Below are 21,137 nucleotides of genomic sequence, written 5' to 3' on the forward strand. Positions count from 1 at the left end.
AGACCTCCTCAGGAGTGAGTGTTCCGGTCCATGCTACCCGCTGGGGGGGGCGGGACCGCCGGCAGGCTGAAGCTGAAACATGCCCCCGCACCAGGGTGGCCCTCCGCGAACACCCGGCCGCCGTGGCGCACCACGATGCGCCGCACATTGGCCAGCCCCACCCCCGCACCTTCCAGCGTGTCGTCGCGGTGCAACCGCTGGAACAGCCGAAACAGCCGGTCGGCGTGCAGCGGGTCAAATCCCACGCCGTTGTCGCGCACGTGAATCAGGTGGAAGTCGTCCTGCAGGGTGGCCGACACTTCGATGACCGCCACCTCCCGGTCGCGGGTGAACTTCAGGGCGTTGTGCAGCAGATGCGCCAGCACCTGCCGCAGCAGCAGCGCGTCGGCCTGCACAGTCGGCAGTGGGCCCACCTGCCAGCGGACCGTGCGCCCGCGAGAGATCGCGTCCAGGTCGCTGCGAACCTGCACCACCAGCATGTCCAGCCGCACGTCCTGCAGATGCAGTTCCCGGCGGCCGAACTGCGAGAACTGCACCAGATCGTCGATCAGGGCGTTCATGCGGTTGCCGGCGGTGTGGATGATGCTCAGGTGACGGCGCATCTTGTCGTCCAGATGCGGTTCCAGCTGCCGTTCCAGCAGGCCCAGAAAGCCCTGCATGTGCCGCAGCGGCTCGCGCAGGTCCTGCGACATGGAGTACGCGAAGGCCTCCAGCTCCATGTTCAGCTCCTGCAGGCGCCCGGTGCGTTCCTCCACCCGCCGCTCCAGTTCCTCGGCGTGATCGCGTTCCAGATCGTACAGGCGCGCGCGGTCCAGCGCCTGGGCGCACGAGCCGGCCAGCGCCTGCAGGAAGTCCAGGTCCGGCGTGGTCAGTGTTACCTCGTGGGTAAAGCTCATCATCAGGCTGCCGACCAGTTCACGCCCCACCTGCAGCGGCAGCGCTGCCAGCGCCCGCAACTCGCCGGGCCCGGTCGCCAGCAGCGCCGGATAGCGGCGGGCAATGTCGGCGCGGGTGGCCAGGACCACCGGCTGCTCCAGCTGGATGCAGTCGCTGACGGGCGAGACGGTCTGCAGCAGCAGCGCGGCGTGACGCATCCAGCGCTCGCCTCGGGCCGCCAGGAGCCGCAGAGGGCCCCCCTCAGGGCGCAGCACAATCACGCCGCCGCTGGCCCCCACGCTGCTGAGGCCCTCGCTCAGCACCGCTTCGGCCACGTCCGCGCTGCTGTTGGCAGAGAGCAGCCGGGCCGTCACCCGCTGCAGGGTGGCCATGCCCCGGTTGGTATCCTGTTCCCGCTGCAGCGTGCTGAGCAGTTGCGCATTGTGCCGCCGCGCCAGGTCCAACGGAGTGCCGTTGGAGGTGGTTTCGAGGGTGGCGGCCAGTTCCGCCAGCGCTTCCTGGGTCCACAGCGGGCCGGTCAGCCGCTGCTCGGCGCATACCCGCATGCCGCGCCCGGGGGCGACCCGCGCCGTCAGGTGGTCCACCAGCCGCCGCACCGCATTCAGCCCGTGGTCCGGGTGCTGCTCAAGCATCTGTTCCAGCTTGAAGCCTGCCCCATGGTCCTGCACCTCCAGCGTCAGGAACTGGCCGTCCACCCCACTGCGGACCCCCAGGTGGACGGCGCCCCCCGCGCCATACGCGAGCGCGTTGCGGGCCAGTTCCGCAACGGCGGTTCCGACGCGGGTCTGGACCAGCGCCGGAATGCCCAGCCGGTCAGCGATCAGGCTCGTCCGCCGCGCAGCATGCAGCACGTCGTCCGGGTGGGTCAACACCACCAGGTCCAGCGGAAAGATCACGGCCTCACCTTCACGACAGCCACCGAGGCGTCGTCGGGGCCGCGCCCCAGGTCCCGGAGCAGCACTGCCGCAATCACGATGGCCCGGCGCTGCGCCAGGCCCGGATACCGGTCCAGGCGCCAGCGGGTCTGCACTCCATCCGAGTGCATCACCAGCACCTCGCCCGGCGTCAGGGTCAGCGGCTGCTCACGCGGCGGCGTCCACTGGTGCCCGAGGGTACCGGGAGTCATCACGAAGGTCCGGTGCGCCGAGACGCTCTGGCAGGTGACGCTGATGTTGCCCAGGCCCGCCACGACACCGTCGCTCCCATTCAGGGTGACCACGGCTGCCACGGCCCCGCGAGTGTCCCGCAAGCCGAGGTGCAGGGCCTGCAGCCGGGCCAGCGGCTGGACCGGCGCCCCCGCCAGCACGGTGCCCGCCACTTCCGTGACCAGCGCCGCGGCCGGACCGTGGCCCAGACCGTCCAGCAGCGTCAGGCACAGTGTCGGACCGTCCTGGACCACGTACGCATGGTCGCCGCTCACCGTCTCGTTCGGGTGTGGCCGGACCACGACGCCCACGTCGTGCGCCCGGACCGCCTCGGCGGATCCCACCAGCGCGCTGAACACGGTGCCCTGGTCGTCGGAGTAGACATCGAACAGGTCGGCGAGGCGGCCCACGCCGCCCAGGCCGTTGCCCGCGCTGCCCTGGGTGGAGTAGCCGTCACGCATGGCGCTCGGCAGGTGCTCGATCCCGGGCCCCCGGTCAAGCGTGAGCACCTCCAGGCCCGGCCCATCCGCAGCCGCACTGAGCAGCAGCTGACCGCCTCCGGCGTGCCGCACCACATTGGTGCCGAGTTCCGTGACGATCAGGGCCAGCCGCCCCAGCAGCTGTTCGTCGGCGCCACGCTGCCGGGCCGCCTCCACCGCCATGCGCCGGGCGGCGCCGACCGCACTCGGGTCGTTCAGCGGCATCCAGCGCGACAGCAGCGCGTTCATCACGGCTGGCCCCGCCAGCGGCGCACGACCACGCGCAGGCCGCTGGGCATCAGCGGTTCTACCTCGAACTCGTGCGCCAGCCGCTGCGCGCCACCCAGCCCGAGCCCCAGACCGTCGCCACTGCTGTAGCCGTCCCGAAGGGCCAGTTCGAGGTCGGGAATGCCCGGACCGTGGTCCTGCAGGGTCAGCTGCAGGCCGCGTTGCAGGCCACGCGTCACCGCCTCCACGGTGGCCTCCCCGCCGCCCGCGTGGACCAGGGCGTTGCGGGCCAGTTCCGAGGCCGCCGTCATCAGGCGGGTCTGGTCCAGCACGCTGAAGCCCAGCCGCTCGGCGTAGCCCTGCACGGCGCGGCGCACCCGGACCACGTCCTCCTGGCTGGCCACATCGTAGTGCTCATGCTCTGGGTTGCTCCACACCATGGTCCTCACTCAGCTGGGCCAGGCCACGTTCCACGTTGAGGGCGGTGAGCAGGCCGGGCCAGTTCACGCCCAGTTCCACCAGCGTGATCGCCACGGCCGGCTGCATTCCTACGATCACCGTGCGCGCCCCCATCAGCCGGGCGGTGGCCGCCATGGTCGCCAGCTGACGCGCGATGAAGGAATCCACCAGATCCAGCGCACTGATGTCGATCAGCACGCCGCTGCATCCCCGCCGGGCCAGCAGGGCCGAGAGATCGTCTCTGAGCTGCACGGCCAGACGGTCATGCAGGTCCACCTGGATGGTGATCAGCACGGTATCGCCAAGCACCAGCAGCGGAATCTGACCGCTCACACGCTCACGACACGCAGACCGCTCCTGGAAAAGGCCAGCTTGAGGGCGTCGGCGAGGCTTGCCTTGGTGACGATGCCGTCGAGGTTCAGCCCCAGCTGCACGATGGTCTGGGCAATGGCGGGCCGGACCCCGCTGATGATGCACTCGGCCCCCATCAGTCGGGCCGCCGCCACTGTCTTCATCAGGTGCTGCGCCACGGCGGTGTCCACGGTGGGCACCCCGGTGATGTCCAGCACCACGATGCTGGCGCCCGTTTCGACGATCTTGTTGAGCAGCGACTCCATCACGGCCTGGGTGCGTCCGGTGTCCAGCGTCCCGATCAGTGGCAGGGCGACGATGCCGTTCCAGAGCGTTACGGCCGGGGTGCTGAGCTCGAGCATCTCATCGCGCTGGCGCAGGATGATGTCTTCGCGGCTGTGCTGGTACACCTGCACCGTGTACAGGCCGAGATCGTCCAGCAGCCGGGAAATGGTCCAGAGCTGTTCCAGCGTCACGCTGTCCTGCTGCACCGTGGTATAGAGCGGCTGCTTGAGCGAGAACACAAACGTCGCGGTCTCGCTGTAGGTGAACCCGGCGTGGGCCCGGGATGCGGAGAGGGCGTCCAGAAAACCCCGCACTTCAGTCCAGCCGGGACCACGGATGTCGAGATCCGGCCCCTGGAGGGCCTGGACCAGCAGCTGCAGGAATTGCATCGACTCGCGCCGGAGCGTGGATTCGTTCAGCAGATCACGGCGCAGCGTGCTGGACTGCAGTTGATCTGTCATCCACGCTTCGAGCAGGTCCGCTTCCTGGCGTTGGATCGCAGCCACCACCGGATTGGGGCTCAGGTCGGGTTCGGAGGCCATCTGCCGAGTCTAGCGGTTTTTGATGGGTGCCCGCAGGGTGCCTCACTACATCTGTGGGGAGGGGGGCACTTCCAGCAGCGTGCCGAGCTGTTCAAGGACGCTCTCCAGCTGCCGCAGCTGCTGGTCGTCCAGGCTGGCCAGGGTTCGCTGGCTGCCCAGTGCCCGCGCCAGCTGCCGGGCCCGCTGCCGGGTGGCTTCCCCTTTCCGGAAAGGGGTACGTTCCAGTTCGGCGCGCCGTGCCTGCAGCTGGGCCTTGGTGGCGCCGGAGAGGGCCAGCTGCAGCAGCTCCGGGCGGTGGATGGCGGCGGCGGCCGCCACCACGCCCGCCAGGCTGTAGCCGAGATTGTGGTGTCGGACCGCCTCCAGCACCTCGGGAGGCCAGCGCAGCATCCTCAACTTATTGCGTGTAAAGCTACGCCAGCTGCCCTGGCCCAGCTGTGCGAACAGGGCCTCCAACCGTGCGACCGCCTCCGGGTTCTGGTCCGGCTGGTGATCCAGGGAGAGCAACTGGGTCGGCACGGCCGACAGCGGAACCGCCAGCACCTCGGCGACCAGGACCAGCGTCGCGTCCAGCGCCTCGATGGTCCGCAGGTCCTCGCGTTGCAGGTTCTCCACCGTCGCGGCCAGTCGCGCCTGCTGGTCCGTCAGCTCGCGTACCTGCACCGGGACCTCGCTCAGGCCGGCCAGTTGGGCCGCCCGGGCGCGACGCTCGCCAATCACCAGCTCGAACTGGTCTCCCGCCCGGCGCACCAGCAGCGGCTGCAGCAGCCCCTGGGCCCGGATGCTCTCTGCCAGTTCCGCCAGCCGGGCCTCGTCGAAATGGCGGCGCGGCTGGAACGGGCTGGGGAGCAGCCGGTCCAGCCGCACGGTTTCGGTGAGGCCCTGCGCGGCGGTGACATCTTCCAGCCCCAGGTCACCCAGCAGGTCCGTCAGCTGGCGGCGGTCCGGGCGCTTAGGCATGCGGCACCTCCATCCCTATGGCATCCAGCACCTCACGGGCCAGCTGCAGTACGTCGCTGTAGGCTTCGCTGTTCGGCGCATACAGGCCGAGCGGCTGACCGGCGGTGCAACTGTCATTCCAGGTGGCCGCCCGGTAGCGCAGCGGGCTTGCCAGCGGGTGCAGCATCGTCCGCATGGTCTGCAGGTTGTCCTGATCGTGGCGGGTGCGCGCGTCGTACAGAGTCGGGACGAACAGCGCCACGTTCAGCCCCGGGTTCAGCCGGCGGTAGCTGGTCACGGCGCTGGTCACCCCCTTGAGACCGCGCAGGCCCTTGTCGCGGGTGGGCACCGGCACGATCAGGTGGTCGGCGGCCACGGCGCCCATCACCGTCAGGTTGCCGAGGCTGGGCGGCGAGTCAATCAGGACCAAGTCGTAGCGTTCGCTCCACTCACGGACCCGCTCGCGCAGATTCAGCTGCGAGCCGATGCTGCCGGTCATGCGGTTCTCGGCCATCGCCAGGTCGAGGTTCGAGGGAATCAGGTGCATGCCAAACACCTGCAGCGGCTGGGGGAGAGGGGCATTGTTCACGGCGGTCTCGGCGACCGTCTGGGCACCGGATACGTCGAAGACGCCCAGCCAGCTGCTGAGGTTGCCCTGGGGATCCAGCTCGATCAGCAGCACCCGCAGCCCCTGCTGGCTCAGGGTATAGCCGATGTCGCGGGTCAGCGTGCTCTTGCCGGCTCCGCCCGCATGGTTGAAGAACGTCAGCACCTTCATGTAGGCACAGCCTACTGGAAAAGTCTGCGCCTCCGGTGCCTCCGCAATGGGAGGGGCCCAGCTTTACCGGCCTGCCATCATGTCTGGGTACCCTGGATCACATGCTGCCCGGGGTATCTTCCGCCGTTTCTCCACCTCCCTCGTGCACCCGCATCCAGCTGGGCACCCTGCTGACCTGGCACGCCCGGTACGGCCGCAACCCGTCCAGCCTGGTGGGGCTGGACGGCGCGACACATGCCCTGACGGTGCCGGGCGTCCCGGGTGGGCTGGCCGTTCAGTACGTTGGCCGAGTCGTGCTGACCACCGGCGACCCGCTGGCCCCGCCGGAACACTGGCCAGCCCTGTACGGCGCTTTGCTGACGTGGTGTCAGGAGCGCCGCCTGCTCGCCTGTGCTGGGCCGGTGGGCGCCGAGTTCGCTGCGGTGGCCCGCACCCTGGGGCAGCAGGCGGTCCGGCTGGGCAGCGCGCCGTACCTGCATCTGCATGATTGGCCGCCGCGTGGCGACGCTGGCGCGGCCGTCCGGAACGCCGTCAACCGGGCAGGACGGGACGGGGTGCAGTTCAAGCCGTGTGTTCCCGCCGCCCAAACGTCAGCCTGGGCCGACGAGGTGCGGCAGTTGGCCCGCCGCTGGCTGTCGGCCCGGCGAGCTCCGTTCGCGATGCACTGGGTGTTCGACCTGCGCCCGCTGGAACATCAGGCGCTCAAGCAGTACGTGGAGGCCCGGCAGCACGGGCGGCTGGTCGCCCTGATCGCGGCGAGTCCGTTGCCGGCCCGGGACGGCTGGTATCTGGAGGACATCATCCGCACGCCGGACGCGCCGGCGTCTGTGGGCACCGCGCTGGTGGCCCACACCCTGACCCTGCTGCGGGACCAGGGCGCCACCCTGGCCACCCTGGGGGCGGTCCCGCTCTCCAGGCAGCGCGGGTGGAACGCGCTGCCGCCGGGTCAGTTGGAGCGGCTGGCCTACCGCGCCCGGCCACTGTTCTCGCGGTTATACGCCTTTGACGGCCTGGAGACGTTCAAACGGCGGTTCCGGCCATCGCACTGGGAGGACGAATACCTGGTGCTTCCGCCCGGCCCGCTGGCGCCCTGGCGGGTGGGTCTGGCGGTCCTGCGGATGGTGCTGCGCGGGCATTGAGCTCGGCTTACAGCAGACCGAGTTCCAGCGCCCTCAACACAGCATGGGTCCGGTCGCGCGACTGCAGCTTGCCCAGCACATTGCTGACATAGCTTTTGACGGTGCCCTCCGTGGTGGCCAGCGCCCCCGCAATCTCCCGGTTGCTGTACCCCCCGGCGATGAGGCGCAGCACCTCGGCCTCGCGGACGCTCAAGGCCACGGCGTGCAGCGGAGGCTCCGCCCGGCTCCTCAGACCCGACAGGCCGCGCAGCGGGCCGCCACTCGCCACCGGCTGCAGCCAGCGCCCTCCGGACGCCACCGTGCGGATCGCCTGGAGCAGCTGCTGAATGGAGGCGTCCTTGAGCAGGTACCCTTTGGCGCCCGCCTGCACCGCTTCCATCATCAGCTCGTCGTCGTCGAAGGTGGTCAGGATCAGGGTGGGCGGCAGCCGCCCGAGCGCCGACAGCTGCCGGAGCGTGCCGAGCCCGTCCAGACGCGGCATCCGGATGTCCAGCAGCAGCACGTCCGGCTGCAGCTGCGTGACCAGGTCCACCGCCATCAGGCCGTCCTCGGCCTCCGCCACCACCTCCAGATCCTCAGCGAGGTCCAGCATGCTGTGCAGGCCCTGGCGCACCAGCGTCTGATCGTCGGTCAGGCAGACCCGGATCATGGCTGCCCAACGCCCAGCGGGAGGCTGGCCTGCAGGGCGAATCCCGGACCTTCGCTGCCGTCCAGCAGCAGGGCGCCGCCCACCCCTTCCAGCCGCTCGCGCATGCCGCTCAGGCCGCAGCCGTGCACCAGCGGGCGTGGCCCGGTGCCCCGGCCATCATCGCGGGCGTGCAGCCACAGGCCAGCGGGGCGCTGCTCGAAGGTCAGCCAGACATTGCGGGCTGCCCCGTGCCGCACCGCGTTGGTGATGATCTCCTGCACGCAGCGCAGCAGCACGTGACCGCGCACCGGGTCCAGGCCGCTCAGGTCGTCGGGCAGGGCCGCGTGGACCTGCACCTCGTCCGTCAGCCGCTGAATGCGCTGCAGCTCGGCCCGAAAATCCAGCGGCGGCCCCTGTCGGATGCTGCTGACCGCCTCGCGCACGTCGCTGAGCAACAGCCGCGCGATGGCGCTGGCCCGCTCCAGGTGGGTCTTCGTCCGGACGTCCTGCGCGCTGAAGTCGGCCACCTGCAGGTTCATGGTGAGGGCGGTCAGGTGGTGGCCCAGCAGGTCGTGGAGCTCGCGCGCGATCCGCAGCCGCTCGGCATCCCTGGCGGCCTCCGCCAGCAGCGAGCGCGCCGCATTCAGTTCCTCCACCACCCGGGCCAGCTGCTGCCGGGCCCGCACTTCGCGCACCGCGACCTGAGCGCTGAGCACCGCGAACACCTGAAAACAGAGGTAGCCGGTGGTGTACGACACGGCGTCGAACAGCGGCCAGTTCAGTCCCAGGACGGTGAACAGGCCCAGCGTCTGGACGCCCACCCAGGCCAGCGCCCAGCGGAGCGGCACCAGCGCGCCCACATGCACCGCCGTGACCAGCAGCAGGCCCGACAGCAGGCTGTTGCCGTTGAAGATCTGGTTGGCGCTCAGCCCCAGCAGCGCCTCAACGGCGCAGAGCCCCAGCTTGACCGGAAGCGGCCGACGGTCGCCGCTCGCGGCGGTGGCGATCCAGAACACCAGGCCGAAGCCCAGCAGGCACAGCCCGAACGGCAGCACCTCGCCTGAGGTGAGCCGTCCAGGCTTGGCGGGCAGCGCCAGGATGGCGTGGGCACTGACCGCGATCCAGGTGGCCAGCCCGGCGCCACGCAGGGCCGGGCGCAATTCGCCGAACGGAGTCAGGGGTCCGGGCATCGCGGTGGAGCGCTCCTTTCCGAGAGAACGGGGGGCGTGGCCACGCCCCCCAGCCAGGGTTCAGTAGAAGCTCGACCAGCCGCCGAAGCGCACGCCGTTGTAGAAGACGTTGGCCATCGCGTAGCAGCCGGGCTTGGCGTACCAGCTGTAATGCGAGCACAACTGGTTCATGTGGCGCAGGAACGCGACGTCAATGAAGAGCCGAGTGGACTCGTTGTGCTGGCCGGCCAGCCGGTTGTTGCGGTAACCGAAGTCGTGCTGGATGCAGGGCCAGAGGAAGTTGTCGCCGTAGCCGGTGCGATTGGCCGGGCCGCTGCAGCCGTCGTTGCTCCAGTTGTAGCCGGGGAACCCGCGCCGCCAGTTGCTGTAGTTGGCGCGGAAGTGGTCGTCTGCGACGATGGTGCGGAAGTACTGGCTGTACAGGCTCTGGGCGGTGATGTTCGGCTCCAGCGCGCGGGTCTGGGCCGACTGCAGGTGCGCCTCGTACTGCCGGATTAGGGCGTCCAGGTCCAGTGGCTGCCCCTGCGCGTCGGTGGGCGCCGCCTCTCCGGCCGCCACCCGCGCCTTCGCGTCCCTCAGATCCTTGAGGGTCTGCTGGAAGACAGCGGCATCGTCCTGGCTTGCCGTGGTGGTCGGCAGCGCCGAGGCCGTCTCGCCGCTCTGGGCGTCCGGGGCCGGCTGAGGCGTCTGTCCACAGGCAGAGAGCAGCAGGGTACCGAGCAGCAGGGTGGTCAGGGCAGCTTTGTACATGGCGACCTCGGGGGCAGTGCGGCGCGGCTTCAGGAAGCCGGGAGGGGGCGGCGCGTCGGCGGACGGACAACGGGCCGGACACGCTGAGCAGCGGGTGGGCCGGGGATGAAGGTTGGAACTGACTGAATCCTACGGGTCTGCCCGGGGCGCCGGTAGTGCCGAAAGACAGCCACGATGCTCAAGCACAGTTCATGAATTCCACACGCCCGGAGCCGGTGGAGGAGGGGAGAGCACACGGGATGGTGGCGTGCCGGCTGGCTTCAGGCGCACGAGACGAGGACATCTGCCGAGCCCCGCACCCCAGAGAGCGAAACCGCTCCTGAACAGGCCGTAGGAGCGGTCTCTCTCGTGCGGGGCTGGCCGGGGCTCTGCCCACCGTGCCTGATGTGCGCTAGTGACCCGCGTCCGGTGTGCCGGGCTGGTCGTGGGTGGCCAGCCGCGTGATCAGCGTGGCGGACGCCTCGTTCAACCCCTCCAGCGTGGCCACTGTGCCCAGACGCCGGTACTTCAGCATCACCTTGTCCAAGGCGGCGACCGCCGAACCGTCCCAGAAGTGGGCGTGCGTCAGCTCGATGACCACCCGGCGCGCCGGATGGCCGAAGTCGAAGTGCCGCAGAAAGTCGTGGGTGCTGACGAAGAACAGTTGCCCACTCACCCGGTAGGTCCGGGTGCCGTCCGGCGCGTCCTGCACCGTCACCTCCGACAGCTGTGACACCTTGCGGGCAAACATCAGGGCGCTCAGGACCACACCCACCAGCACACCCAGCGACAGGTTGTGGCTGGCGACCGTCACGCCCACCGTGGAGAGCATCACGACACTCTCGCCCTTCGGATACACCCGCAGGGTCCGCAGGCTGTGCCAGTCGAAGGTGCTGACGCTCACCACGATCATCACCGCCACCAGGGCCGCCATGGGAATCTGCACCAGCAGCGGCTGCAGCACCAGAATCAGGATCAGCAGGCCCAGGCCCGCCACGAAGGTGGAGAGGCGCCCGCGCCCGCCGTTGGTGACGTTGATCATGCTCTGGCCGATCATGGCGCAGCCGGCCATCCCACCGAACAGCCCGGTGATGACGTTGGCCACCCCCTGCCCGCGCGACTCGGTGTTCTTGTCGCTGGTGGTGTCGGTGCGCTCATCGATCAGCTGGGCGGTCAGCAGGCTCTCCAACAGTCCCACCACCGAGAGCGTCAGCGCCACCGGGAAGATGATGCCCAGCGTCTCCAGCGTCAGCGGCACCCTCGGCAGGTGAAACGGCGGCAGGGCGGTGGGCAGCGTGCCGATGTCCCCAACGGTCCGCACGTCCGCGTGGGTCAGCAAAGACACCACCGTCAGCGCCACGATGGCCACCAGGGCGCTTGGCACCGCCCGGAACACCCGGGGCAGCAGGTAAATGATCGCCAGCCCCGCCGCGACCATCGCGTACATCTGCCAGTTCGCACCCGCGAACTGCGGCAGCTGGGCCAGAAAGATCAGGATCGCCAGCGCGTTCACGAAGCCCACCATCACGCTGCGCGGCACAAATTTCAGGTATCGGGCCAGCCGCGCCCAGCCGATCAGCACCTGGAGCAGGCCGGTCAGGATGGTGGCGGCGAACAGGTAGTCCAGGCCGTGGCCCTTGACCAGTCCGATCATCAGCAGCGCCATGGCGCCGGTGGCCGCGCTGATCATGCCGGGTCGCCCGCCGATAAACGCCGTGACGATGGCGATGATGAAGGAGGCGTACAGGCCCACCTGCGGGGCGACCCCCGCGATGATCGAGAAGGCGATGGCTTCCGGAATCAGGGCCAGCGCCACCACGATGCCGGCCAGCACGTCCCTGCGGGAGTTGCCCAGCCATTCCTGACGGTACTGGCGGACGTTGAAGCGGGCGGATTTGGACGGAACAGTGGTCATCTACACCTCGTGGGGTGCCGCGATGCCCAGCGCGCCGGCGGTGAACGCCGGACACGGCCGCCCGGTCGGGGCAGCTCGGCTGGGTTATCGTCGGGGGCGTCCCGCTCTGGAGACGCCACACCCGCGGCCCCGGCAGTATGCCGCACCACCAGACCCCGGCACAAGGCCACCCAACGCGCAGTTTATGACAGAGAAGTGCGCTATTCTTCTGTCAGGGGCAGAATGCTCGCCGTCATTGGCCAACGTGAAGAGCGGCCCGTCCGCCGCCTCAGGCTGACGCAGGTGCGGAGAGCCCAGAATGCCGTACAGGAGGAAGCAGCATGACCCAACGAACCAAGACCAAACCCGAAGTGGCCGAGGGGCCGGACGCCACCGTCGCGCAGCGGGCGCTGGAGCGCCTGCTGCAGACCGCCCTGCCGGACGTGACCGTGGCCGGCCAGAGTCCGGCACAGCTCAGCGCGGCCCTCACCCGCGCGCAGGAGGTGTGGGGCTTCGGCCTGCGGCACCTGCGCCACGAGGTCCGCGCCGAGGACGGCGGGGCGCTGGCGCTCTACGCCGACCGCACCCGCATCGGCAGTGTGCTGGACGGCCCGGAGGCGCTCGCCACCACCTACGCCAGCATGCAGGCCCTGGACGAGCGCGGACTGAGCAGCTGGGCCGTGCTGCCGGAAGGCCACCGCTTCACGATGGAGGCCGGCAGCCGGCAGCTGCGGGTGCTGATTGAGGATGGCCGCGACTTCGAGAGCCACTGGTCCCCCCTGAGTGGGGGAGTGCACCTGCGCACCGGGCGTCAGGGCCAGGACCTGTGGGTGGAGGTGGCGCGCCCCACCTCCGGACGGGACCTGGTGCAGGACGCCGCCTGGGAAGTGGTGGAGCGCATCAAGGACCGGGCGCTGCGCCGTGAACTGCAGCGCCGCGCCGAGGAGCGCGGCATCCTGGGGGCGGTGCTGAGTGCCCGCAGCGGCGAGATTGAGGCGGCCATGCGGCAGTCGCCCAGCCTGCACTTCACCGTGAGCGCGGCCGTGGCGCACACCACCGAGCGCAGCCTGGACAGCTGGCGTCAGCTGCAGAAGGACGCCCTGGCGGCCCTCACCACAGCGCAGGCGGCCCAGGTGGACCGGCTGGTCGGGATGCTGGGCGGCAGCGGTCGCCCACGCTGATCCGCTGAACCACGTTTTCTTACAGCGGAGGTGCCCCGTCGCCGGGTAAGCTGCATCATGCTTGTCCTGGTCATCATCGCGGCCCTGGTGGGCCTCTTCCTGCTCGGCGGCCGTCTGCTCCGCCCCAGTCAGCACCGCCCAGAGGCCCCCAGCGAAGTCATCGTTCCCCCCGGCACCGCCACGCTGGACGATGTGGACGCCGTGCGTCCCGACATCGCGGCCGGCGCGCTGGAGCAGACGCGCGCCGCCGTCACCTCCGAGGTGCCGGACAGCGTGCTGGCCGACGCCCTGCTGGACGCCAGCCCGGATCAGCTGCGGCAGCTGTTCGCGGCGGTGCCGGCCGACGTGATGGCCGCTGCCGTCGGCGCGGAGGGCACGTCCGGCACCGTGGGGACCGGCGACCGCACCCAGCTGAGCGGCCTGAGCGCCGCCGTGGACGACCTGGACATCTGGTCGTTCGGGGAGACCGAAGCGCGCTGAAGGCGGACTACACGTCCGGCTCCAGCGCGCGAATTTTTGCGGCCAGGCTGCGGTAAAAGTCCGGGTGGTGCAGGTAGGCCAGATGGTCGCCCTGCACATTGCCGCTCAGCGGAAACAGTGTGTCGTGGGCGCCGGGAATCACGCCCTCGGCCCGGAAGCTGAACAGGTCGCTGTAGCTCCAGACATTCCACAGGTAGCCGAGGTGCGGCAGCGCGGACGGGGTGGACGGCGCTGCCGCGCCCATCTGATCTTCCAGCGTCAGGCTCAGTTCCTTGAACAGGCCCAGCTGGCTGCCGACCGCGCACCAGAAGTCGACCCGCACGTCACGGAAGGCCGGGTTGGACGGCAGGAACACGCTCAGGGCGTCGTAGAGCAGCTGGCCGCCCATGCTGTGGGTCAGCACCACCAGCGGTTCGTTCCGGGCGCGTCCAGCGTGGGCGGCGGCCTGCAACTCGGCCAGCACCCGCCGCGGGATCGGGCCGGGGCTGGCCGCCGTGCCCCGGGTGTTCAGGTAGGCCATCGCGTCGCCCAGGAAGATCGGCACGAAGCCCTCCAGTGGGCGCCGGACGTAGCTCAGGGCGCGGCTCAGGCCGCGCCGCCGCTGGCGCTGGAACGGCACCGGGGGCAGGCGCCGTCCGGTCGGGCGCTGCGGGTGCAGCCGGGTCTGCACCACCGCTTCCAGCAGCGGCCACTGCTCGGCGACCGGCACCTCCAGCAGCATCTGCCGCAGGTGCTGGTCGCGGGCTGTGCGCCAGATGGTGGCGATGGTCTCGGGCCAGCGGTGGACCGGGGTGTCCGGCAGCAGGCGCTGCTCCAGCGCCTCGGCCAGCGCCTGATCGTCTAGGTCCAGCGCCGTGCCGCTGCGGGGCGCCGGCAGGTGGGAGCCCTGAAACAGGCCGCCGTGCGTGTAGTGCGCGCCCAGGTCCCCCCAGTACACCCGGCTGACGCGCACCGACTCCGGCGCGTCCGGTCGCAGGGCGGGGGCCACCAGGGTCCGCAGCGCCGCCTCGATGTCGGGCCAGTGAACCCCGCGTGTCAGGTGATGCAGCGTGTCCCACTCGGGCGCCTGACTTTCCCGGATGGCCACCCCATGAATAAACACGATCGGCATGCCGGAGCTTAGCGGTTGGCCGCGCCGCCACGATACAGGCGGCCCCGGCTCAGCTGTACTGGCCTCACAGTACGCTGAACCGGCGGCTGTCTCCCGGACCAAGCTGAGAAGGATGGGGAACGGCTGATGGTCGGTTGACCGATCGTGCATCAGGTGTTACAGTTCACCACAACAATCCCGGTCCAACTGCGCAGGAGGAAGTGCTTATGAAGCGACTGACCCGTGTGACCCTTGCCCTCGCCACCGCCCTGACCCTTGGACAGACCCTGGCCGTGACCCGTGGTGGCCAACTCGTCTATGGCCGGTATGCGGACTCGCTGTTTCTGGACCCGGTGTTGAACGACGCCAACCTGGACATCTGGATCCTGACCAACCTGTACGACACGCTGCTGCAGCCGACCAACGACGGCAAGAGCGTGCAGCCGGGCCTGGCCAGCGCCTACACCGTCTCCGCCGACAAGAAGAGCATGGTGCTGACGCTGCGCCCCGGCATCAAGTTCGCCGACGGCAGCGCCATCACCGCCGCCGACGTGAAGTGGAGCCTGGACCGCGCCCGCAACCCCGACAACGGCGCCTGGAACGGCCTGCTCGAGAGCATCGCCAGCATCAGCACCCAGGGCAACACCGTCACCCTGGCCCTCAAGCACCCGGACCCGACCCTGCCGTCCGCGCTGGCGACCTTCAACGCCGCCATCATGCCGCAGAAGCTGTTCAACGCCGCCCCCGGTGCCAACGACGCGGCCAAGGCCAAAGCGTTCGCCGAGAAGCCGGTCGGCAGTGGCCCCTTCGTGCTGAGCGAGTGGAAGCGCGGCAGCTACATGGTCATGAAGCGCAACCCCTACTACTGGAAGAAGGGCTCGGACGGCAAGGCGCTGCCGTACCTGGACAGCGTGCGCTTCGAGATCATCCCGGACGACAACACCCGCATCCTGAAGCTGCAGGCGGGCGAGTTGCAGGGCGCGGAGTTCATTCCGCTCAGCCGGGTGGCCGAGCTGAAGTCCAACCCGAAGCTGAATATGGTGCTGTTCCCCTCCACCAAGGTGAACGACATCATCATGAACAACCGCCCCAAGCTCAACAACGGCGCACCCAACCCGCTGGGCGACGTGCGGGTGCGTCAGGCGCTGAACTACGCCGTGAACCGCGACGCCCTGATCCAGCTGGTGACCTTCGGCACCGGCAAGGTGATGAAGAGCTTCATGTCCAGCGCCACACCGCTCTTCGACGCCACCCAGAAGGGCTTTCCCTATGACCCGGCCAAGGCCAAGGCGCTGCTTGCGGCGGCCGGCTACAAGAACGGCGTGGACGTCACGGCCCTCGCGACCAGCGGCAGCGCGGACGATCAGGCGCTGCTGACGGCGTTGCAGCAGATGTGGGGCGCGGTGGGCGTGCGCCTCAAGATCGAGCAGGTGGACGCCGCCACCAAGACGGCCCGTTACCGTGCCGCCGACTTCCAGATGCGCACCGGCGCCTGGACCGACGACATCGCCGACCCCAGCGAGATCACCGGGTACTACGCGGTGTCGGGCGCCACCGACGCGGCGCACACCGGCTTCAAGGACGACACCATCGAGAAGCTCTTCGCGCAGAGCCAGCAGGAAACCAGCCGCGTGAAGCGCGCCAGCCTGTACCGCCAGATCCAGACGCGCTACGCCAACGCCTCGCCCACCATCTACCTGTTCGAGACGCCCTACCCGGTGGCGCTCGCCAAGAACGTGCAGGGCTTCGTGCAGATTCCGCTGGGCTACAACCTGTTCGTCGGCGCCTCCCTCGAGAAGTAAGCGCCCCACCACACGCCGGACCCGAAACCAGGCGGCCCGCTCCCACAGGGCGGGCCGCCCGGAGGTGATATGCACGCCAGTTATGTGCTCAAGAGGTTGCTCCAGATCATTCCGCTCTTCCTGGCCGTGATGGTGCTGGTGTTCGTGCTGGTCCGGCTGATCCCCGGCGACCCGGTCAGCACGCTGCTGGGCGACCGCGCCACCGACGACATCGTGGCGCGCGCCAACAAGGAGCTGGGCCTGGACCGCCCGGTCATCGTGCAGTTCGGGCTGTTCGTGCTGCGGATGCTGCACGGCGACATGGGCGACAGCATCAACCTGAAGGTGCCGGTGCTGCGGCTGATCGGCGAGCGGCTCCCGGTCACGCTGTTCCTGACGGTATATGCCGCCGTGCTGGGCGTGCTGATGGCGGTCCCGCTGGCGATCCTGGCGGCCGTGCGCCGCAACACCTGGATTGACGGGCTGATCCGGGGCGTGTTCCAGCTGGGCCTCTCGCTGCCGGTGTTCTACGTGGCGCTGCAGCTGCTCACGCTGCTGGGCGCGCGGCTCGGCTGGTTTCCCATCGGCGGGTACGGCGACACGTTCGGCGAGCATCTGTACCACCTGTTCCTGCCGGCCCTCACGCTGGGCCTGAACCTCGCGGCGGTGCTGGTCCGGACGCTCCGCAGCAGCGTCATCGAGGTGCTGACCGCCGAGTACGTGGACTTCGCACGCGCCAAGGGGCTGCCGGGCCGGCTGATCCTGAGCCGCCACGTGCTGAGAAACGCCCTGATCGGCACCGTCACCCTGCTGGGCCTGAACATCGGCGCCCTCATCGGCGGCGCCGTCATCACCGAGACGGTCTTCGCGATTCCCGGCGTGGGCCGGCTGCTGGTGGACGCCATCTTCGGCCGCGACTACCCGGTGATTCAGGGCCTGACCCTGACCTTCGCGGTGATCGTGTCGCTGGTGTTCCTGGCCACCGACCTGATTCACGCCCGGCTGGATCCGAGAATCGAGCACGCATGACCACCACTCTTCCTGCCCCCGCGGTGCCGGCCGCCGCTCCGAAGCGGCGCTGGCCCAAACCCACCCTGCTCATCGGGTTGCTGCTGCTGCTGCTGCTCGTCACGGCGGCGCTGTTCCCCGGCCTCTACACCCGCATCAGCCCCACCGACTTCGACTACCAGGCGATTCTGCGCCCCCCCCACGCCGCCCACCCGTTCGGCACCGACAACTTCGGGCGCGACGTGCTGAGCCGGGTGATCTACGGCACGCGCATCGACCTGCAGATCGCCCTCTTCACCACCCTGTTTCCGTTCATCTTCGGCACGCTGCTCGGCTCGCTCACCGGGTTCCTGGGCCGCTGGTCCGACGCGCTGGTGGGCCGCATCGCTGACCTGGTGGTGGTGTTTCCGTTCCTGGTGCTGGTGATCGCCATCGTGGCGGTGCTGGGGCCGGGCCTCACCAACATGTACATCGCGGTCAGCGCGGTGGGCTGGGTCAGCTACTGGCGCCTCACCCGCGGCGAGGTGATGGCCCAGAAGCGCGCCGAGTACGCGCAGGCCGCCCGGGTGCTCGGGTACAGCCCGGCGCGGGTGCTGCTGCGCCACCTGCTGCCGAACGCGGTCACGCCGGCCATCGTGTACCTGATGACCGACATGAGCCTGGGCATCCTGCTGGGCGCGTCGCTCGGCTACCTGGGCCTGGGCGCCCAGCCGCCCACCCCGGAGTGGGGTGTGATGGTCTCGGACGGCAAGAACTTCATGGCCACCGCATGGTGGATCAGCACCTTCCCCGGGCTGGCGCTGACGGTGGCGGGCGTGTCGTTCAGCCTGATCGGTGACGGGCTAGCCGACCTGCTGAGGCCCCGCCAGTGAGCGCCCCGGTGACCGGCGCGGCGCCGCTGCTGACCGTCCGCGACCTGGACGTGCGCATTCCCACGCCCGGCGGAGAACTGCACGCGGTGCGCGGCGTGAACTTCGAGCTGGCCCAGGGCGAGGTGCTGGGGCTGGTGGGCGAGTCCGGCAGCGGCAAGAGCGTCACGCTGCGCTCGCTGCTGCGGCTGCATCCGGCCCCGATCCGGGTGGCGGGCGAGGTGCTGTACCAGGGCGAGAACCTGCTGACCCTGCCGGAAGCGCGGCTGAGGGCCGTGCGCGGCGCCCAGATCGGCATGATCTTTCAGGAGCCGATGACGGCGCTGAACCCGGTGCTGACGGTGGGCCAGCAGATCATGGAGAACCTGCTGGAGCACAAGGGCCTGCGCGGCCGCGCCGCTCAGGAACGCGCCGCCGAACTGCTGGACCTGACCGGCATTCCCAGCCCACGCACCCGGCTCGCGGACTACCCGCACCAGTTCTCCGGCGGGATGCGGCAGCGCGCCATGATCGCCATCGCGCTGGCCAGCGAGCCGAAGCTGCTGCTCGCCGACGAGCCGACCACCGCGCTGGACGTGACCATTCAGGACCAGATCCTGCGGCTGCTGCTGCGGCTGCGCGACGAGATGAACATGGGCCTGATCCTGGTGACCCACGATCTCGGGGTGGTGGCCCAGACCTGTGACCGGGTCGCCGTGATGTACGGTGGCCGGCTGATGGAAACGGCCGGCGTGCGTGAGCTGTTCGAGCATCCGCGCCACGCGTACTCGCTGGGCCTGATCCGCAGCCTGCCGGGGGTGGGCGCGCACCGTCAGCCGCTCCGCCCGATTCCAGGCGGACCGCCGGACCTGCGCCGCCTGCCGGACGGCTGCACCTTCGCGCCGCGCTGCAGCTACTCGACCGCCGCCTGCCTGGGCGCGGAGCCGCCGCTGCTGCGGGTGGCCCCGCAGCACGACAGCGCCTGCGTCCATTACGACCGCCTGCCCGCCACCCTGGAGGTGAGCCTGTGAGTGCCCCCGAAGCTCCCGCCCTGCTCAACGTGCAGGGCCTCACCAAGACCTTTGCGGCGCGCCAGGGTCTGCTGTCGCGCTGGCGTGGCCAGCCGGGCAAGGTGGTGCAGGCCCTCTCGGACGTGCACCTGCAGGTGCGGCGCGGCGAGACGCTCGGCATCGTGGGCGAGAGCGGCTGCGGCAAGAGCACGCTGGCCCGCTGCCTGGTGCGCCTCTACGACGCCGACCACGGCACGGTGCGCTACGGCGATCAGGACGTGCTGGCGCTCAAGGGGGCCGCCCTGCGCGGCTACAACCGCCGCGTCCAGATGATCTTCCAGGACCCCTACTCCAGCCTCAACCCGCGCATGACCGTGGGACAGGTGCTGAAAGAGGCGCTGAGCGTGCACCGCATGCGCCCGCCCGCCGAGCAGGACGCGCGCGTCAGCGAACTGCTGTCGCTGGTGGGCCTGCCGCCGGAAGCGGCCCGGCGGCTGCCGCACGAGTTCTCGGGAGGCCAGCGCCAGCGCATCGGGATTGCGCGCGCCCTGGCGCTGGAGCCGGAGGTGCTGATCGCCGACGAGCTGGTCTCGGCGCTAGACGTCTCGGTGCAGGCGCAGGTGGTGAACCTGCTGCTGGAACTGCAGGAGCGCCTGGACCTGACGGTGCTGTTCGTGGCGCACGACCTGCGGCTGGTGCGGCACCTATCGCACCGGGTGGCGGTGATGTACCTGGGCCGGGTGGTGGAGGTGGCGCCCACCGGCGCGGTGTTCGAAGCGCCGCTGCACCCCTACACCCAGGCGCTGCTGGCCGCCGCGCCATCGCTGGACCCCTCGCAGCGCCGGGCCGCGCCCGCCATCACCGGCGAGCTGCCCAGCCCGCTGAACGTGCCGAGCGGCTGCGCCTTCCGCACGCGTTGCCCCCACGCCTTTGACCGCTGCGCCACCGAACGGCCGCTGCTGCAGGACGTGGGTGGGGGTCAGGAGGTCGCCTGTCACCTGTACACCGCCCCTTCACCGGTGGGTGCCGGACCCCAGCACCCATGAGAGCATCGGTCGTGCCGTCTCACTCGCCCACCCTGTCCGGAACTGCCCGGCTCTTCACCATCGACCGCAGCCTGAACGTGCCGCTGGGCGTGCAGCTGCGCGGCCAGATCGAGTACGGCATCGCTGGGGGCGAGCTGGCCCGGGGCTCCCGGCTGCCCAGCGTGCGCGAGCTGTCTCAGGAGCTGGGGCTGGCGCACGTGACAGTGGCGCAGGTGTACAAGGAGCTGCTGGCGCTGGGCCTGATCGTGACCCATCCCGGACGCGGCACTTTCGTGGCCGACGCGCCCCGCCTGGCGGACGGTCCGGACCTGGGGGCGCTGCGGCAGATGCTGGCCGACACGCTGGTGCGCGCGGAGCAGGGCGGGTACACCCGCGCCCAGATCGGCGACGTGCTGAACGTGCTGCTGGCGCGCGGCTGGAGCGCGCCCGGCGGTGTGGACGTGCTGCTGGTGGGCCTGTTCCTGGACGTGACCAGCGCCTACGCCGAGGACCTGCAGGCCGCGCTGCGGCCCGAGGACCGGGTGCGGGCCATCACGCTGGAGGAGCTGCGCCAGCACCCGGCCCCGCCCGCCGACGTGGTGCTGGCCCTGGCGCACCGGGTGGCCGAGACCCGCGCGCTGCTGCCGGGCATGACCGTGATTCCGGTGGGGTTCATTCCGGCGCCCACCACCCGCGCCGCCCTGGCCACCCTCAGCCCGCTGACCCGGCTGGCGGTCGTGGCCACCTTCGAGGAGTTTCTGCCCACCTTTCTCGCGGGGGTGAAGCGCTACGCCCCGCACGTCACGGAGCTGCACTCCACCCACATCCACGCCCCGGAGCTGTACGACACGCTGGCGCGCTGCGACGGCGCGGTGTACGCCAGCGGTTCGGCGCTGGTGCCGGAACTGATGGGCGACCGGCCCAGCTTCGAGTACCGGCACACCATCGACCCCCGTGACGTGGAGCGGCTGGTGCTGCCCGCCGTCGAGCAATGCCGTGCCCGCACGTCCTCTCTCACCGAAAGGCCCTGA

21 protein-coding genes are annotated in these 21,137 nt (G+C 70.0%); 9 read left to right on the top strand and 12 right to left on the bottom strand.

What is annotated here, in order from left to right:
- Positions 1-8 precede the first annotated feature (8 nt).
- From ABOD76_RS00470 to ABOD76_RS00500, 7 genes are read right to left on the bottom strand one after another with little or no spacing between them, the layout of a single operon-like run.
- A complete protein-coding gene (locus ABOD76_RS00470; RefSeq protein ID WP_350240993.1) occupies positions 9-1,793 on the bottom strand; it encodes an ATP-binding protein in 1,785 nt (594 codons plus the stop codon).
- Positions 1,790-2,770, bottom strand: coding sequence for an ATP-binding protein (locus ABOD76_RS00475; RefSeq protein ID WP_350241078.1), 981 nt, complete (start codon positions 2,768-2,770; stop codon positions 1,790-1,792). Before ABOD76_RS00475 ends, ABOD76_RS00470 begins: the two co-directional genes overlap by 4 nt.
- Positions 2,770-3,189, bottom strand: a complete 420-nt coding sequence (locus ABOD76_RS00480; protein WP_350240995.1) for an anti-sigma regulatory factor — start codon at positions 3,187-3,189, stop codon at positions 2,770-2,772. The genes ABOD76_RS00475 and ABOD76_RS00480 overlap by 1 nt, the downstream gene beginning before the upstream one ends.
- Positions 3,164-3,541, bottom strand: a complete 378-nt coding sequence (locus ABOD76_RS00485) for an STAS domain-containing protein (protein ID WP_350240997.1) — start codon at positions 3,539-3,541, stop codon at positions 3,164-3,166. Before ABOD76_RS00485 ends, ABOD76_RS00480 begins: the two co-directional genes overlap by 26 nt.
- A complete protein-coding gene (locus tag ABOD76_RS00490; protein WP_350240999.1) occupies positions 3,538-4,386 on the bottom strand; it encodes an STAS domain-containing protein in 849 nt (282 codons plus the stop codon). The genes ABOD76_RS00485 and ABOD76_RS00490 overlap by 4 nt, the downstream gene beginning before the upstream one ends.
- Before the next feature lie 45 nt (positions 4,387-4,431).
- Positions 4,432-5,346 (bottom strand): ParB/RepB/Spo0J family partition protein, encoded by a 915-nt coding sequence (locus ABOD76_RS00495; protein WP_350241001.1) that lies wholly within the window; start codon positions 5,344-5,346, stop codon positions 4,432-4,434.
- Positions 5,339-6,103, bottom strand: a complete 765-nt coding sequence (locus ABOD76_RS00500; RefSeq protein WP_350241003.1) for a ParA family protein — start codon at positions 6,101-6,103, stop codon at positions 5,339-5,341. Before ABOD76_RS00500 ends, ABOD76_RS00495 begins: the two co-directional genes overlap by 8 nt.
- A 101-nt stretch (positions 6,104-6,204) precedes the next feature.
- Between ABOD76_RS00500 and ABOD76_RS00505 the strand changes: the two genes are divergently transcribed.
- Positions 6,205-7,242 (top strand): DUF2156 domain-containing protein, encoded by a 1,038-nt coding sequence (locus ABOD76_RS00505; protein ID WP_350241005.1) that lies wholly within the window; start codon positions 6,205-6,207, stop codon positions 7,240-7,242.
- Positions 7,243-7,249: 7 nt separating this feature from the next.
- Here the strand turns inward: ABOD76_RS00505 and ABOD76_RS00510 are convergent, their stop codons facing one another.
- The 4 genes from ABOD76_RS00510 to ABOD76_RS00525 all read right to left on the bottom strand — a co-directional run bounded on the left by ABOD76_RS00510 (position 7,250) and on the right by ABOD76_RS00525 (position 11,704).
- Positions 7,250-7,891 (bottom strand): response regulator transcription factor, encoded by a 642-nt coding sequence (locus ABOD76_RS00510; RefSeq protein WP_350241007.1) that lies wholly within the window; start codon positions 7,889-7,891, stop codon positions 7,250-7,252.
- Positions 7,888-9,060, bottom strand: coding sequence for a sensor histidine kinase (locus ABOD76_RS00515; RefSeq protein WP_350241009.1), 1,173 nt, complete (start codon positions 9,058-9,060; stop codon positions 7,888-7,890). The genes ABOD76_RS00510 and ABOD76_RS00515 overlap by 4 nt, the downstream gene beginning before the upstream one ends.
- Before the next feature lie 60 nt (positions 9,061-9,120).
- The gene (locus tag ABOD76_RS00520; RefSeq protein ID WP_350241011.1) at positions 9,121-9,810 is read right to left on the bottom strand and encodes a phospholipase A2; all 690 of its coding nucleotides are present in this window, start codon (positions 9,808-9,810) and stop codon (positions 9,121-9,123) included.
- Positions 9,811-10,201: 391 nt separating this feature from the next.
- On the bottom strand, positions 10,202-11,704 hold the full coding sequence (locus tag ABOD76_RS00525) for a SulP family inorganic anion transporter (RefSeq protein ID WP_350241013.1): 1,503 nt from the start codon (positions 11,702-11,704) through the stop codon (positions 10,202-10,204).
- Between the two features lie 320 nt (positions 11,705-12,024).
- On the opposite strand from ABOD76_RS00525, the gene ABOD76_RS00530 reads away from it, so the two are divergent.
- Together ABOD76_RS00530 and ABOD76_RS00535 are read left to right on the top strand one after the other, a co-directional pair.
- Positions 12,025-12,864 (top strand): DNA repair protein, encoded by an 840-nt coding sequence (locus ABOD76_RS00530; protein WP_350241015.1) that lies wholly within the window; start codon positions 12,025-12,027, stop codon positions 12,862-12,864.
- Between the two features lie 57 nt (positions 12,865-12,921).
- Positions 12,922-13,344, top strand: a complete 423-nt coding sequence (locus ABOD76_RS00535) for a hypothetical protein (RefSeq protein ID WP_350241017.1) — start codon at positions 12,922-12,924, stop codon at positions 13,342-13,344.
- A 7-nt stretch (positions 13,345-13,351) separates the two neighbouring features.
- Here ABOD76_RS00535 and ABOD76_RS00540 read toward each other — a convergent pair whose 3' ends face one another.
- Entirely contained in the window at positions 13,352-14,455 is a 1,104-nt protein-coding gene (locus tag ABOD76_RS00540) for a hypothetical protein (RefSeq protein WP_350241019.1), read from the bottom strand.
- Positions 14,456-14,661: 206 nt separating this feature from the next.
- On the opposite strand from ABOD76_RS00540, the gene ABOD76_RS00545 reads away from it, so the two are divergent.
- The 6 genes from ABOD76_RS00545 to ABOD76_RS00570 all read left to right on the top strand — a co-directional run bounded on the left by ABOD76_RS00545 (position 14,662) and on the right by ABOD76_RS00570 (position 21,137).
- Positions 14,662-16,236: an ABC transporter substrate-binding protein gene (locus tag ABOD76_RS00545; RefSeq protein ID WP_350241021.1), complete on the top strand. Its 1,575-nt coding sequence runs from the start codon at positions 14,662-14,664 to the stop codon at positions 16,234-16,236.
- A 69-nt stretch (positions 16,237-16,305) separates the two neighbouring features.
- Positions 16,306-17,244, top strand: a complete 939-nt coding sequence (locus ABOD76_RS00550; protein ID WP_350241022.1) for an ABC transporter permease — start codon at positions 16,306-16,308, stop codon at positions 17,242-17,244.
- Positions 17,241-18,095, top strand: coding sequence for an ABC transporter permease (locus ABOD76_RS00555; RefSeq protein WP_350241024.1), 855 nt, complete (start codon positions 17,241-17,243; stop codon positions 18,093-18,095). The genes ABOD76_RS00550 and ABOD76_RS00555 overlap by 4 nt, the downstream gene beginning before the upstream one ends.
- Positions 18,092-19,102, top strand: coding sequence for an ABC transporter ATP-binding protein (locus ABOD76_RS00560; RefSeq protein WP_380129752.1), 1,011 nt, complete (start codon positions 18,092-18,094; stop codon positions 19,100-19,102). The genes ABOD76_RS00555 and ABOD76_RS00560 overlap by 4 nt, the downstream gene beginning before the upstream one ends.
- Positions 19,099-20,127, top strand: coding sequence for an ABC transporter ATP-binding protein (locus ABOD76_RS00565; RefSeq protein WP_350241026.1), 1,029 nt, complete (start codon positions 19,099-19,101; stop codon positions 20,125-20,127). Before ABOD76_RS00560 ends, ABOD76_RS00565 begins: the two co-directional genes overlap by 4 nt.
- A complete protein-coding gene (locus ABOD76_RS00570; RefSeq protein ID WP_350241027.1) occupies positions 20,124-21,137 on the top strand; it encodes a GntR family transcriptional regulator in 1,014 nt (337 codons plus the stop codon). The genes ABOD76_RS00565 and ABOD76_RS00570 overlap by 4 nt, the downstream gene beginning before the upstream one ends.

It is taken from the genome of Deinococcus sonorensis KR-87 (genome assembly GCF_040256395.1).
In the GTDB taxonomy this organism is placed as follows: domain Bacteria; phylum Deinococcota; class Deinococci; order Deinococcales; family Deinococcaceae; genus Deinococcus; species Deinococcus sonorensis.